12 protein-coding genes are annotated in these 14,685 nt (G+C 68.3%); 5 read left to right on the top strand and 7 right to left on the bottom strand.

Annotation, left to right across the window (positions count from 1 at the left end):
• Positions 1-6 precede the first annotated feature (6 nt).
• Both DA1_RS17280 and DA1_RS17275 read right to left on the bottom strand, forming a co-directional pair.
• Positions 7-930, bottom strand: a complete 924-nt coding sequence (locus DA1_RS17280; protein ID WP_230590774.1) for a sensor histidine kinase — start codon at positions 928-930, stop codon at positions 7-9.
• A gap of 75 nt (positions 931-1,005) precedes the next feature.
• Positions 1,006-1,785, bottom strand: a complete 780-nt coding sequence (locus DA1_RS17275; protein WP_012205218.1) for a LuxR C-terminal-related transcriptional regulator — start codon at positions 1,783-1,785, stop codon at positions 1,006-1,008.
• Between the two features lie 657 nt (positions 1,786-2,442).
• Between DA1_RS17275 and DA1_RS17270 the strand changes: the two genes are divergently transcribed.
• The 4 genes from DA1_RS17270 (at position 2,443) to DA1_RS17255 (ending at position 6,599) form a co-directional block, all read left to right on the top strand.
• Positions 2,443-2,928 (top strand): hypothetical protein, encoded by a 486-nt coding sequence (locus DA1_RS17270; protein WP_034392818.1) that lies wholly within the window; start codon positions 2,443-2,445, stop codon positions 2,926-2,928.
• A 197-nt stretch (positions 2,929-3,125) separates the two neighbouring features.
• Positions 3,126-3,449 (top strand): hypothetical protein, encoded by a 324-nt coding sequence (locus DA1_RS17265; RefSeq protein WP_224985943.1) that lies wholly within the window; start codon positions 3,126-3,128, stop codon positions 3,447-3,449.
• Positions 3,450-3,689: 240 nt separating this feature from the next.
• Positions 3,690-5,327, top strand: a complete 1,638-nt coding sequence (locus DA1_RS17260; protein WP_034392811.1) for a DUF4384 domain-containing protein — start codon at positions 3,690-3,692, stop codon at positions 5,325-5,327.
• A 39-nt stretch (positions 5,328-5,366) separates the two neighbouring features.
• Complete coding sequence (locus DA1_RS17255; protein WP_034392808.1) at positions 5,367-6,599, top strand: SEL1-like repeat protein; 1,233 nt, start codon at positions 5,367-5,369, stop codon at positions 6,597-6,599.
• 20 nt (positions 6,600-6,619) lie between these two features.
• Here the strand turns inward: DA1_RS17255 and DA1_RS17250 are convergent, their stop codons facing one another.
• The 4 genes from DA1_RS17250 to DA1_RS17235 all read right to left on the bottom strand — a co-directional run bounded on the left by DA1_RS17250 (position 6,620) and on the right by DA1_RS17235 (position 12,915).
• The gene (locus DA1_RS17250) at positions 6,620-7,459 is read right to left on the bottom strand and encodes an HDOD domain-containing protein (protein ID WP_034392804.1); all 840 of its coding nucleotides are present in this window, start codon (positions 7,457-7,459) and stop codon (positions 6,620-6,622) included.
• 28 nt (positions 7,460-7,487) lie between these two features.
• Positions 7,488-9,848 (bottom strand): Tex family protein, encoded by a 2,361-nt coding sequence (locus tag DA1_RS17245; RefSeq protein WP_034392802.1) that lies wholly within the window; start codon positions 9,846-9,848, stop codon positions 7,488-7,490.
• A gap of 179 nt (positions 9,849-10,027) precedes the next feature.
• Positions 10,028-11,764 carry a multicopper oxidase family protein gene (locus DA1_RS17240; protein ID WP_034398439.1) on the bottom strand — a complete coding sequence of 579 codons (1,737 nt, stop codon included), beginning with the start codon at positions 11,762-11,764 and terminating at the stop codon, positions 10,028-10,030.
• A gap of 23 nt (positions 11,765-11,787) precedes the next feature.
• Positions 11,788-12,915, bottom strand: a complete 1,128-nt coding sequence (locus DA1_RS17235; protein ID WP_034392800.1) for an RCC1 domain-containing protein — start codon at positions 12,913-12,915, stop codon at positions 11,788-11,790.
• A gap of 297 nt (positions 12,916-13,212) precedes the next feature.
• Between DA1_RS17235 and DA1_RS17230 the strand changes: the two genes are divergently transcribed.
• Positions 13,213-14,325 (top strand): DUF72 domain-containing protein, encoded by a 1,113-nt coding sequence (locus tag DA1_RS17230; protein ID WP_034398438.1) that lies wholly within the window; start codon positions 13,213-13,215, stop codon positions 14,323-14,325.
• Here the strand turns inward: DA1_RS17230 and DA1_RS17225 are convergent.
• Complete coding sequence (locus DA1_RS17225) at positions 14,310-14,639, bottom strand: antibiotic biosynthesis monooxygenase family protein (protein ID WP_034392796.1); 330 nt, start codon at positions 14,637-14,639, stop codon at positions 14,310-14,312. The genes DA1_RS17230 and DA1_RS17225 overlap by 16 nt on opposite strands.
• Between the last annotated feature and the right edge of the window lie 46 nt (positions 14,640-14,685).

Genomic DNA, 14,685 nt, shown 5'->3' with positions numbered 1-14,685 from the left:
GCCCGATCACCAGCGCACACGCACCACGGTACCCCCACCGGCCCGCGGCAGGATGTCCAGCACAGCCCCGATGGCATGGGCGCGGCGATGCATGCCTGCCAGGCCCATGCCCTGCAGGCCAGGCGGGATGGCACCCTGCGCAGGGCCAGGGCCAGGGCCAGGGTCGGACGGCAGGCCGCAGCCGTCATCTTCCACGCGCAGTTCCCAGTGCAATGCACGCCGGGCATCGCGGCCAGGGCTTGCAGCATCTGCACGATCCACCGGCTCCAGCACCAGCCACAGCGTGGTGGCGCGCGCATGCTGCAGCGCATTGCTCACGGCCTCCTGGGCGATGGCCAGCAACTGCTGGGACGGCTGGCCACGCGGCAGGTCTGGCAGGTCTTGCAAGACTGGCAGGTCCGGCACCCCGCGCAGCCCGGCGGCGGCATGCGGATCGGCCACGCTCCAGCAGATGCGCATGCCGCGCCGGTCCAGCACGGGCTGCAGCCGGTGGCGCAGGCGCGCCAGCCGCACGGGCAAGGCGTCTTCCATGGCGTCCATGGCATCCACCATGAGCCGCAGGTCCAGCAAGCCCTGCTCCAGCAATTCCTGCGCCTGGCGCTGGCGGGTCTCGCGCGGGTCCAGCAAGGCCATGGCATGCACCAGCAGCCCGCCCACGCCGTCATGCAGGTCGGCGGCAATGCGCCGGCGCTCGGCCTGCACTTCGCGCGAGGGCCGGGGACTGCGCCGGCGCCGCCACAGCAGCAGCCTGTGCAGTCGCCGGGCGCCCATGGCGCACAGCAGCGCCGTGGATACCAGCAGCGCCAGGCTGGCCAGGCTCAGCCACGGCGGGGCCTGGGCGCCCGCCTGCCAGAGCCAGGCGCACAGGCCCAGCATCTGCAGCAGGCCCAGGGCCAGGCAGATGGCCAGCGTGCGAAGGGGATCTTTCATGGCCAAGCCGTGCCAGGCGCGGCCGCCATGGCCCGGGCGGCGGCAGGCCGCTGCGGGCAGGACGCCGCCCCAGGATCAGAACAGGCCGCGCAGCGATGCAAAGCGTACCGCCTGGGCGCGTGTGCGCACCTGCAGCTTGCGGTAGATGTTCTTGATGTGCGTGTTGACCGTCATGGCGCTGATCATCAGGCGCGAGCCGATCTCGGCGCTGGTATAGCCGCTGGCGACCATGCGCAGCACCTCGCGCTCGCGGGTGGACAGGCGGTCTGCCTCGTCGGGCGTGCGGCGCTTGGGCTCGGCGCCCTGGGTCTTGTCGAAGCGCTGCAGCAACCTGCGCGCCAGGCTGGGGGTGACGGATGCGCCGCCATTGGCCACCTGCAGCACGGCCTGCGGATAGTTGCCGAACCAGGAGTTCTTGACGAGGTAGCCCGTGGCGCCCAGCTCGAAGGCGCGCAGCACCTGTTCGTCGTTTTCCATCACGGAGATGATGACGGCCTCGGCCGTGGGCCGCACGGTCTTCATCATGTCCAGCAGCTCGAAGCCCTCGCCGTCACCCAGGTTCAGGTCCACCAGCATCACGTCGAATTCATGCTGGCGGATGGCCTTGCGCCCGTCGCGCACGCTGCCGGCCTGGGCCACGACCAGGGTGCGCGGGTCGTTCATGATTTCCTGCGCAATGACCATGCGGATATGGGCATCGTCGTCCACCAGCAGCACCCGCACGGGCTTGTCGGGCTGGCCCGCCAGGTAGTCAGGCCACATGGCAGAACTCAGCCCTGTGCCCAGCATGCCCTGGGCGCGAGGGGACTCGGCGATCAGGGGACGGGCATCGGCGGGAACGTCGGATGGATTCATGCTGCTCTCCTCAAATGTCACGCCATGTGTATGACGCAACCGATCACAGACTTGCCTTTCCACATTAAGAGAAATCGCAACCGATATCCACAATCTTTGACGAAGTTTGTGAAAGATTGCGTAGATTACAAATTAACACCTTTGTGTGAGGAATCGACTACGGAGTTTCCTGAGCGCCGGTCCGGCAGATCTTGCGGATCCAGACACCGCGCACCGCGCCTTCAATCCCGCCCTGTGACAAAGGCCGATCCCGCCTTTGTTGCGGTCGCCGGCCTCAGGTGCGTGCACTTCGATACACCAGGTTGCCCAAAAGCCCCCGCACCCGCCGAGACGGCGACCCCAAGCAAAGCTGCAACCGTAAATTTTCTGTCGTTACACCTTGAAACTACCCAGATCCATTCATTGCGCACGGCTGCCGCTTTAACGCGATGCAGCCTGCCTGCAAACGGCTTGGGTGGGTAAGTACCCGGCAAGTGGATCAGCGCTCATGGCTACCCCGGACAAGAGATGGAATGGACGGATCTCCCCGAGCACATTGGAGTCCAGACAACGAGCAGGGGTCCAGGGAGACAAAGCCGGAAACCTCCGCAAAGTGTCTGCAAAACGGGTGCTTACACACCTCTTCCTGATAGTCCGATTCTTCATCAAGGAGCCATCATGAAATCGCTTGCAATTCTTTCCCTGAGCTTGATCGCAACAGCTGCCATGGCAGGCCCCATGGGTGGTGGCGGTGGCGGCGGTGGCGGCGGCGGCAGCAGCAGCTCCCAGATCGAAATCAATGGCCCCAGCGTTCAGGTCACCCTGCTGAACAGGAGCGGCGTGCTGAACGTGGCAACGGGTGGTGGCAAGGCCTCCCAGAACCTGGCCAGCAATGCAGGCAACGTGACCATCGATCGCAGTGGCAGCTCGCTGCAAGTCGTCGCAGCCACCGGCAGCGGCATCCTGAACAAGGCCGATGGCTATAGCGCAGTGGCCGTCAACAACCTGGCCTCCAACTATGGCGAAGTGGACGTGAAGAGCACTTCGATCCAGGTGGTGGCTGCCAAGAACTCCGGCATCATCAACTACGCCGGCAACGGTTCCACGGCAGTGCAGAACATCTCCAGCAACAACGGCTGCGTGACCTGCTACAACAACCACTGAGCCTGGCTGCCGGACGAAGGAAACTGCCGGGCGGCCCCAGGCCACCCGGCGGCACCTTCCCGGCGAAGACCCAGCTCACCGCACCAGGAGAGCCCACCATGCACACCGCCGCCCATCTCTGTTCGGCTACCCTATTGGCCTGGCTCGCCCTCGGAGCGACCCCCCTTCATGCAGCGGCCCCCGGCGAAGACCCGGTGGTGCTGAACAAGCCCGTCGACTACCTCAGGCTGCCCACGGCCAAGCAGCCGACATCGTCGGGGCTGGACACCGTCACCGACATCCCCATCAATGTCAAGGCCAAGATCGCGCGCTACGAAGCCATGTCCATGACCAATGCGCCCGGTATCTCCACCGAAGCGAACGTGGTGACCACGACCACGACGAGCAGCACGGGCATGCAGCGCACCTGCACCCAGGACCTGGCCAGCAACACCAACGCCAGCGCATTCAACCGCTATGGGCCCCAGACCAAGGACCAGATCGTGGTCCTCAAGGGCGACCTGGTCAACGTCTGCCGCTAGCGCGACACAGGGCGGCCAGCCTTCGGGCCGCCCACCATTTATCGATCCCCCCATTTCCGGCGCCGACGCCCGTGCGCGCCTGTGCCCTGGCTCGCCGTTTTCCAGCAGAGGTCCATCATGCGCAACCGCCTTCCATCGCCAGGACTTCCCCGCCCCGATGCCGCGCTGCAGCCGGCACTCGGCGGCCATGCGGACGACCGTGGGACTTTCCGCCAGCGATGGTCCGGCAGACAGGGTTGCATGCGGGCCATTGCCTGCGCCGTCTCGGCCTCCATCGTGCTGCTGTCGGGCTGCGCGCCGCTGGATGCGCGCAAGGACGCCAAGTACCTTGACAAGGTCTATGCGGCCGACCGCCCCGTGGTGCGGCCGGTGCGCTCGATATCGAGCTTTTCCGACTCGCTGATGTGCATGGACAGGATGTTCCGCAACAGCCACATGCCCACGGTGCTGATCACCAGCAAGCAGCTGCCCGACTACTCGGGCCGCGTGGCCGTGGCCGCCAAGGAGATGGTGGTCACCGCCCTGTCCCAGATGTCGCGCGTCAGCAGTGCCTTCCGCTACGTGGACTATGAGGTGGACATCGCCCGCCAGGATACGGTGCAGAACCTCACCACCATCTTGCTCAACAACAACCAGATCCAGCTGCAGCGCCCTGCCCTGTATGTGTCGGGCGCCGTGTCCTTCATGGACCAGAACGTGCTGCGCAACAACGTGGACATAGGCACCAGCGCCTCGCGCCTGGAAACCGGCTACAGCGCCAACCGCAGCGGCGCCGTGCTGGGCATGGAGCTGCACCTGGGCGACTTCCGCACGCGCACCATCATCCCGGGCCTGGATTCGGCCAACGAGGTCGTCATCGGCAACGGCAGCCAGGGGCTGGACCTGTCCGGCCGCATCGGCACCTACGGCGTGCAGTTCAGCGTGGGCCGCGACTATGCCCAGGGCTCGGGCCCGGCCGTGCGCACCCTGGTCGAGCTGGGCATGATCGAGCTGCTGGGCAAATGGTCGCGCCTGCCCTACTGGCAGTGCCTGACGCTGGACCAGACCCACCCCGACTTCCAGCGCCAGCTGCGCGACTGGTACGAAGAAGGCGAAGCCGGCATCCACCAGGAACTGGTGCGCCAGTCGCTGATCAGCAAGGGCTATCTGCCGCCGGACGCCCCGGCCTTCACCGCAGGCAACCCGCAGTGGCGCGAGGCCATAGGGCGCTTCCAGGCCGACAGCGGCATGGTGGTCAGCGGCGTGGTGGACTTCAACACCTACGAACGCGCACTGCGCGACTTCGTGGCCGTGGGCGCCGATGGGCACATCACGCGCATTGGCTGGAACACCAAGAGCGCAGCGCCGGTCACCACCGCCTCCGAGAACGTGGCCGTGGGCACGGGCGACTACCGCTACGGCGCCCCCGCGCCCGACCGCAAGCTGGACCTGTGGGTGGAGAACATCACGCCCACCCGCACCTCCTTCGAGACGGGTGAGCAGCTCTTCCTGTCCACCACCGTGTCGCGTGCCTCCTACCTGTCGTGCTTCATGGCGGGCGCCGATGGCGAGGTCACCCGGCTGGTGCCCAACGACGTGAACCGCTCGGGCTGGATCACCGCCGCCCAGTCCGTGCGCCTGCCCGACTGGATGAGCCCCAACCCCGGCTATGTGATCAACGCCGGCCCTCCCGGCAAGGAAGGCGTGGCCTGCTTCGCTACCGAGCAGAACATGACCGACAAGCTGCCCACCCTGCTGCAGGGCAAGGCCTTCATCGCCATCCCGGGCATGCGCTCCCTGGAGGATGTCAACCAGTACATGGCCAGCTCGCTGGGCGCAGATGGGTACACCGGCTCGGCCCGCTTCTGGCAGGTGGTGCCGGCCCAGGCCAAGCGCTGATGCACGGTGCGGACCACAAGCCAACCAGAGGCACCTGCCATGCCCTCCAGCGCTCATGAAACCTCGCCGCGGCGGCGCCGCGGGCTGCGCCTGACCGCCAGGCTTGTGCTGCCCGGGCTGCTGGTGGTGCTGCCCGGTCTGGCGCCCGCCGTGCTGCCGCATGTGCAGGCGGCAGCCCGCTTCACGCCGGTCATGCCCATCCGGGTGGCGACGGCCAGCGTGTACGGCTCCCAGCCGGGCACCAGCAACATCAATTCGACCTCGGATACCGCCCAGCAACGGGCCCTGTCCCAACTGCGCAGCCGCGCCGAAGGCAAGGGCGTGAGCCCAGCCACGCAGCGCGAGGCGCAATGGGTCATGGGCCTGCTGGCACTGCATGGCATTGCCATGGCCCAGGACGGGCCACAGGCCAGGAACTGGTTCGAGCGTGCCCAGCGCGCCGGCCATCCGCTGGCCAGCGCGGGACTGGCCTGGTGCGCCATGGACGGCTGCGGCCAGCCCCCCGATCCACCGGCCGCAAGGCCCTGGATCGCCCAGCTGGCCAAGACCGACCCGGCCCGTGCGCAATACCTGGAATGGCTGCTGGCACGGCGCCTGGCGCCGCTGTCCACGGCCGAGCCCGTGGGCGAGGCCTTGACCGTGGCAGGCACGCCCGACCAGGAACTGCTGCAGCGCGCGGCGCGTTCGGGCAGCCCCGGCGCCCAGCTGGAATGGGGCCTGGCCCTGCTCGCGCAGGACGAGCCCGAGGCCGCCCTGCGCCAGTTCCGCGCGGCGGCGCCACGCTCATCCAGCGCGGCGACCAATGCACAGATGCTGGGCGACCGCATGCGGCCCGCGGGCCAGCTCGTGTCGGCCCAGGGCACGTCTGCCCCGCCTGCGGCGCAGGGGCCGCAACGGCTGCAGCGCACGCCGGAGTTGCGGGGCTCGCCCAGCGAGCAGGACATCCAGGTGCGCCAGCCCGTCACGGCCCAGCAGCAGTGGGAGCAGGCCCAGCGCTATCACCGTGGCGAAGGCGTGCCGGCCAACTACACCGAGGCCCTGCGCCTGTACCAGCAGGCGGCGTCCCACGGCCATGTGGCATCGCGGCGCATGCTGGAGTTGATCTATTCGCGCCCCGCACAGGGCGGCGGTGTGGACATTGGCTGGATGCAGCAGCTGGCACGCATCGACCCCATGACCATGCAGCCCATGGCGCCCATCAGCCCTGCGCCCTACCGGCGCGACCCCACGCCGCTTTTCGACATGGTGCCGGCGCCCTGGCACCGGAACTGACGCAGGCCCTGGGTCCTGCCCTAAAGCAGCACATCCAGGCCCGTGTCGGCCATCCAGTCCACCGGGTCCTGGCGCAGCACCATGTCGATGTCCAGGCCCAGGGCCACCCCCACTTCGCCGGGAAAGCTCACGGCCAGCGCGCGCTCGCCCCATTGCGCCTCGCGCGATCGGGCGCGCCAGGCGGCGATGTGCAGCACGCAGGCCAGGGGATCGAAGCCGGGCTGGGCCAGCGGCGTGTGCAGGTGCTGCAGCGCGTCGGCCAGCAGCGGCGGAAGATTCCAGCGCCGGGCCAGGCCTGCGCTGACATGGCTGTATGCGTAGCCGCACAGCCGCATCTCCAGTTCGGCACGGCGCGGGTCCAGCGGGCCGACCAGCTCGGAGATGGTGGCCGCGCGGCCGGGATCGATCATGTGCATGGCCAGCTCGCCCAGCCCGTGCAGCAGGCCTGCCGCATAGGCCGCCGTGGGGCTGGCCTGCACCGTGCCGGCCAGCGCGCGGGCCACGCGTGCGGCATCCACGCTGTAGCGCCAGAAGGCCGGCATGGCCACGCCCGGCACGGCATGCGTGCCCACGCCCAGCGGCATGCCCCGCACGATCTGGCGCAACTGCGCGGGCGCCAGCAGGGCCAGCGCCTCCGGAATGCCGGTGACACGGCCCGCCATGCCGAAGACCGGGCCGTTGGCCTGCGCCAACAGCCCGGCAGCCAGCGCGGGATCGGCCGCGAACAGCTGGCTCAGCCGGCGCAGGCTGGGCTGCTCGGGCACCAGCTCGCGCAGCAGCAGCGCAACAATGCGCGGCTGCGCCGGCAGGGCCAGCGTCTGGGTCAACAGCGTCTGCAGATCCAGTGCGTGCGCAGCCATCGCGTTTCCTGCCTTGCCCTGCCCGGCCTTACTTGCGGGTCTGCAGCTTGGCGAAGGCCGAGGCCATGGCCGACTGCTGCGCCGGCTCGGGCGCGCGGCGCTGGCCGCCCTGATGGCCCTGGCTGCCCCGGCCTGCGCTCTCGAAGCGGTTGTCACGGGGGCCGTCGCGCCGCGCGGGCGCCGCATCCAGCTTCATGGTCAGGCTGATGCGCTTGCGCGCCACATCGACCTCCAGCACCTTGACCTTGACGATCTGGCCGGTCTTGACGACCTCACGCGCGTCCTCGATGAACTTGTGGCTCATCTGGCTGACGTGGACCAGGCCATCCTGGTGCACACCCAGGTCCACGAAGGCGCCGAACTGGGCCACGTTGCTGACCGTGCCCTCCAGCGTCATGCCTTCCTTGAGGTCCTTGATGTCTTCCACGCCGTCATTGAAGCGGGCGACGACGAAGTCCGGGCGCGGATCGCGGCCGGGCTTTTCCAGCTCGCCCAGGATGTCCTTGATGGTGATGGCGCCGAACTGCTCGTTCACGAACTGCTCGGCCTTCAGGCCCTTGAGCACCTCGGAGCGGCCCATGAGCTGGTCCACGCTCTTGCCCGTGGTGGCAATGATGCGTTCGACCACGGGATAGGTTTCCGGGTGCACGCCCGTCATGTCCAGCGGGTTGTCGCCGCCGCGGATACGCAGAAAGCCGGCGGCCTGCTCGAAGGTCTTGGCGCCCAGGCCAGCCACGTCCATCAGCTGCTTGCGGCTCTTGAAGGAGCCGTTGGCATCGCGCCAGCGCACCACCGACTTGGCCACGCTGCCCGACAGGCCCGAGACGCGCGACAGCAGCGGCGCTGAGGCCGTGTTCAGGTCCACGCCCACGGAGTTCACGCAGTCCTCGACCACGGCGTCGAGCTGGCGCGCCAGCTCGCTTTGGTTCACGTCGTGCTGGTACTGGCCCACGCCAATGCTCTTGGGGTCGATCTTGACCAGCTCGGCCAGCGGGTCCTGCAGGCGGCGCGCAATGCTGGCGGCGCCGCGCAGGCTCACGTCCACGTCGGGCATTTCCTGCGAGGCGAACTCGCTGGCGGAATACACGGAAGCGCCGGCCTCGCTGACCACGACCTTCTCGATCTGGCGGTCGGCCTTGCTGGCGATCTTGATCAGGTCGGCCGCCAGCTTGTCCGTCTCGCGGCTGGCCGTGCCGTTGCCGATGGCAATCAGGTTGATCTGGTGCTTTTCGACCAGGCGGGCCAGCACGGCCAGGGAGCCGTCCCAGTCGCGGCGCGGCTCATGCGGGTAGATGGTGGTGGTGTCCACCAGCTTGCCCGTGCTGTCCACCACGGCCACCTTGACACCCGTGCGGATGCCCGGGTCCAGGCCGATGACGGCGCGCTGGCCCGCAGGCGCGGCCAGCAGCAGGTCGCGCAGGTTGTCGCCAAAGACCTTGATGGCCACCTTCTCGGCGTCTTCGCGCAGGCGCGAGAACAGGTCGCGCTCGGTGGACAGGCTCAGCTTGACGCGCCAGGTCCAGGCCACGCACTTGCGGATCAGGTCGTCGCTGGCGCGCTTGGCGTGGCTCCAGCCCAGGTGCAGGGCGATCTTGCCTTCGGCCAGGCTGGGCTGGCCGGGCTCGGGCTCCACGGGAAGAACCAGCTTGGCTTCGAGGATCTCCAGCGCGCGGCCGCGGAACACGGCCAGGGCGCGGTGCGAGGGCACGCGGCCAATCGGTTCGTCGTACTCGAAATAGTCGCGGAACTTGGCGACCTCGGGGTCGTTCTCGTTCTTGGCCTCGATCTTCTTGGAGCGCAGCAGGCCGTCTTCCCACAGCCATTCGCGCAGCTTCTGCACCAGCGCCGGGTCTTCGGCCCAGCGCTCGGACAGGATGTCGCGCACGCCATCGAGCACGGCGAAGGTGGTGGAGAAATCGGGACCCGGCTTGCCGTCGTCCAGGGTGGTGGCGGGCTTGCAGAAGGCCTCGGCCTCCTTGTGCGGGTCCAGCGTGGGGTCGGCAAACAGCTTGTCGGCCAGCGGCTCGATGCCGAATTCCTTGGCAATCTGGCCCTTGGTGCGGCGCTTTTGCTTGAAGGGCAGGTAGATGTCCTCCAGCTCCTGCTTGGTCGGCGCATTGGCAATGGCCAGGCGCAGCGCATCGGTCAGCTTGCCCTGCTCGTCGATGGCCTTGAGCACCGTACCCCGGCGGTCTTCCAGCTCGCGCAGATAGCCCAGGCGTTCGTCGAGCTGGCGCAATTGCGCGTCGTCCAGGCCGCCGGTCACTTCCTTGCGGTAGCGGGCGACGAACGGAACCGTGGCTCCGCCATCAAGCAATTCGACCGCAGCACCCACTTGCTGCGGCTTGACATTCAGTTCTGCGGCGATTTGGCCAATGATTTTTTGCATTCGAGAGGCGCCCCGTGGCGTGGAATCCGGAAAGCGGCCAAGTGTGCCACACGCGATTCGGGCCGGGCCGCTCACGGCCCGCCCGCAAATGCAAGCATTTCTTGCAGGCCAATGAATTCAAGGGCTTGCAGCATGAAGCCGGAAGGGCACGGGAATGGCCGATAGGACAAGCCCGGCTTTCAGGGCCGCACATCCACGATCTGCATCATTCCCAGGTCCTCATGGTCCAGCGCATGGCAATGCCAGACGAACTTGCCGTGGAAATCCGCAAACCGCATGCGAAAGGTGATGCTGCCCTTGGTGACCCCAGCCGCTCCGCTGCTGCCCGTGCCCGGCGGCACGGGCAGGGTGTCGGCCCAGAAGGGCGTCACCGGAGCGCCGTTGACCCTGACCACATAGCAATCGTTGACGTGGATGTGAAAGGGATGCGGGTAGCCGTTGTAGTTGTAGATCGTCCACTCCTCCACCGCATTGAAGGGCACGGTCTGCACAGGCGTGAGGCTGGAATGGATGGGCGACATGCCCAGCGGCATGGCCTCGGTGCCCACCGCAAACACCGATCGGTTGCCGCCCACCTTCAGCACCCAGCTCTCGCCGGCCGGCATGGGCGCCAGGGCCGGGTCGCGCACGCCCTTGTCCTCGTCGTCGGCCAGCACGGCCAGGCGCAGGACGCGCTGCACGCCACCATGGCTGGCCAGTTCGGCATCGGTGATGGGCGTGTAGTCGCCGGGCCGGCGCAGCAGGGCCGGGTCGGGCACGCGGGCCTGCACGGGCTCGCCCTGCACCACCACCCGGGCCAGCACCTCCTCAAAGGGCTCGTTGCCGCTTGGCCGGTGAAAGGACGGGCACGCGGCCGCGCGCAGGAAATACTCGCCCGGCGCCATCGATGCCTGCACCACCATGGACAGGCGCCCGCCCGGGTAGATGTAGTTGCCGGGCCAGTCGCGCATGTCCAGCGGCTGCCCGGCCGTCTGCCGGCTCAGCGGCCGGTAGATACCGCCGTAATGGTTGCCGTCGCGGCCATAGACATTCATCACATGCCCGTCCAGCACGGGATGCAGCGGGTAGAACGACGAAGGATTGACGATGTGCCAATGCTGCACCTCGCCGGGCCGCATCACGATGGTGGGCTGGTAGGCGCCGTTGAGCAAAAAGGCGCCGGCCGGATTCTGCATCGAGTCTTCCAGCGTATCGGTGCGGCCCTTGGCATTGACGGTGAGCTTGTGGGCGAACAGCACGCGCTCGCGCATGTTCACGCTGGCACGGAACGGGTCCTGCGCATCGGCCACGATGATGGCGCCGAACATGCCGCTGGAGACCTGGGCATTGGTGGCGCCGTGCAGATGCGGGTGGTACCAGTAGATGCCGCAACTGTGGTCGTCTGGCAGATGGATCTCGTGGTAGCGCGTGGCGCCTGGCGCGATGCCGGCATCCGGCCCGTCCACCACGTAGTCGCCAAACACGCCGGGCCGTATCTCGCGCGGGTCCACGTGCAGGCCGTGGAAATGCATGTTGGTGCTGTTCTGGTGGTTGAGCAGCGCCCAGTCCGAGCCCTGGGGCGAGGCCGGCAGCTGGTTGTGCACCCACATCTTCAGCGTGTCGCCGGGGCGCAGCCACAGCGTGGGCGCCGTGTATCGCCCATTGAAGCTGCGCAGCTCCAGACGCCGCCCGGGCTGCCGATCGGCCGGATAGCGGGCCCAGCGCGCGATGTCGCTGTCCGGCAGGTCCATGTCCATGGACGCATAGCCCACGTTCAGGTGCAGCTCCAGCACGCCGTTGACGGAGCGCAGCGCCTGCGGCTCGGGCAGATCGTCGCGCGGCCCGCCTCCACCGCCGCAGCCGGGCAGCACGGCGCCCGCCGTCAGCAAGGCGCCCCATTGCAGCAGCGCCCTGCGGTTCAGGCCCGGGGCTGGCATTGACTGTTCCTGTTGCAGGTGCTTCACAGGGCCTCCTTTGCCGTGCCGGCGATTGCGTTGGTTTCGGTCAGGTCATTGAGGGCGTGCAAGGCCAGCGCATGGGGGCGGGACTGGGCCTGGGCCCCGTCCTGGCCCTGGCAGGCGCCATGGCGGTTGTCGCCCCAGGCCCAGCAGCGCCCGCCGCGCTCCAGGGCCAGCACATGCGTGCCTCCCACGCTGATCTGCTGCACCGCCGCCAGGCCGGGCACAGTGTGAAAGCCCGCGCGGGGTGCCGCATCGCCCTGGCCCAGCTGGCCCAGGCCATTCCAGCCCCAGGCCAGCACCTGCCCGCCCTGCGTGGTCGCCGCCGAAAAGTGCAGGCCCGCCGCCAGACTGCTGAGGCGCTCAGGCACGGCAATGCGCACGGGGCCGGGACTGTAGGCCGCCTGCAGCGCCTGGTCCAGCTGGCCCTGGTGGTTGGAGCCCCAGCCCCACAGCCGCCCCTTCTCATCCAGCGCCAGGCTGTGCGTGGCCCCTGCCGCCACCGCCACCACGGCCGCAGCGCCCTGCGGCAGCACCACGCGCTGCGCACGGCTGCGCCGCACCAGATCGCCCTGCCCCAGTTGGCCCGCAGCATTGGCGCCCCAGGACCAGACCTGCCCCCTGGCATCCAGCGCCAGCGCATGGCCCATGCCCACGGACACGCTGCGCACGGAGGGCAGGCCCTGCACGCGCTGCGCACCGGGCATGGCATCCGACCATCCCCAGAGTGCGCCTTCGCGGTCCTGCACATAGGCCTGCTGCTCACCCGCCCAGATGCGCCGCACCCCGGCATCCTGCCGGCCCAAGGCCAAAGGCCTGGGCACGGCGCCCGCGGCATCGCGGACCTGGGGCGCAACGGCATAGGCCTGGCCATCCGCCCAGGCCAGCAGCGAATGGCCCGCGTCCACCAGCCCCTCCCAGCGCGTGCCACGGGGGCTCAGGCGCTGGGGCACGGGCTGGGAAAAGCTGCGGTGGCCGATGCGCGTGGCATCGGGCGCACAGACCTCGGCAGCGTCCACGCCTTCGGGCAGGGTGCGCAACACCTCCAGATTGCCCCAGGCGAATACGCCCTCCGATGTGATGAGCACGGACCGCTGCGGGCCCGCCACTACCTCTTCTATGGTCAGCATCACCCTCTCCTTTGCGTGTTTTGCGTGTTTCGCGTGTCTTGGGGCACCCCGACACGGCGGTACAGCTGCCCGTGAGGTGTCAGTGCGGATTGTTCAAAGGAAGCGGGTGGGTGGCAATCACTGAAAACTGTGATTCCTCAAGAGCGCCTTAGGCTCTGTCAATCGATCCCGCCCCAGGCCTGCGACGCGGCATTGGCCTGCAGGCACATCGCCAGTGCGGCCGGGGCCTGCGTGGCCTGAGTGCCTACGCGGGCTGCGCTGGCGCAGCGGCATCATGGACAATCCATGCTCCAGCCCATGCAAGACGATCTGTTTGGCGCGCCGCCCTCACCGCCGCCGTCCCCACCCTCTTCAGCCCCGGTCCCGCCTGCCGCCAGCGCGGCGCCTGGCGGCCGCAAGCCGGCATCCCGCAAGGCCGTCGGCGCCGTGCAGCTGGCGCCCCAGGCCCTGCAATGGCAGGCGCTGGCGGACCAGCTTCCGCAGGGCTTGCGCATGGGGGTCTCCACCTGGTCCTACCCGGGCTGGGAAGGTTTGATCTGGGATGGCGCCTATGACAAAAGCGTGCTCGCCAAGAAGGGACTGGAGGCCTATGGCCGGCATCCGCTGATGCGAACGGTGTGCGTGGACCGCAGCTTCTGGAGGCCGTTGACGGCCAGCCAGTACCTGGCCTTCGCGGGCCAGGTGCCGGCCGATTTCCGCTTCGTGGTCAAGTGCCCATCCGTGGTTACCGACGCGCAGGTGCGTGACGAGGACGGCAAGGGCATGTCGCTGAACCCCGTGTTCCTTCAACCCGATCTGGCCGTGACCAGCTTCGTCGAGCCCACGCTCGAAGGGCTGGGCGAGCAGCTCGGCGTGCTGGTGTTCCAGCTCAGTCCCATGACCTGGGGCCTGTTGAGCCGCCCCACCGAACTGCTGGCGCGGCTGCAGGCCATGCTGGAGGCGGTGCGAGCGGCGCTGGCCGCCCATCCGTTGGGCGCACAGATCATCGTGGCGGTGGAAGTGCGCGACCCGGAGCTTTTGACGCCCGAGCTGGCGGACACGCTGCGCGCTGCGGGCGCCACCTTCTGCCTGGGGCTGCACGGCAAGATGCCGCCCATCGAAGAGCAATTGGTTTTTCTGCGGCGGCTGTGGCCCAGCCCCCTGGTCTGCCGCTGGAACCTGAACCGCGAGTTCGGGGCCTACGGCTACCCCGATGCGCAAACCAAGCACGATCCCTTTGACGAGATCCGCACGCCCGATGTGCACACGCGCGCCATCCTCGCCAAGACCATCGATGGCATCACCAGCCGCGGGCTGCCCGCCTTCGTGACGGTGAGCAACGATGCCGAAGGCTGCGCGCCGCGCTCCATCGCGCTGCTGGCCGAGGCCGTGGTGCAAGCGGAGGTGGCCCGGATTCAGCGCTTGCCGTAGGCGCGCTCCACGCGGGCCACGCGCAATTCATAGTGCTCGTACCAGGCGTCCTTGCCCAGTTGCTGGGCGACCAGGTGCTCGGCATCCTGCTTCCAGCGCGCAATGGATTCGGCCGTGGACCAGTACGACACGGTGATGCCGAAACCGTCCTCGCCGCGCGTGCTTTCCGCGCCCAGGAAGCCTTGCTGCTGCGCGGCCAGGTCCACCATGCGCTGGGCCATGAGGCCGTAGCCATCATCGTCGTCACGCGTCCTGCGCGACGAGAAGATGACGGCGTAGTAAGGCGGCTCGGGGGTGTTGGCAAAGGGGCTCATCGTGGTCGGGGCGGCATGTTCTGCGGGACCGCGCAATACACCGCCC

This window comes from Delftia acidovorans NBRC 14950 (assembly GCF_001598795.1).
In the GTDB taxonomy this organism is placed as follows: domain Bacteria; phylum Pseudomonadota; class Gammaproteobacteria; order Burkholderiales; family Burkholderiaceae_C; genus Comamonas; species Comamonas acidovorans.
Note: the sequence above shows the minus strand (reverse complement) of the source record. Positions and strands in the feature narration are given on the sequence as shown.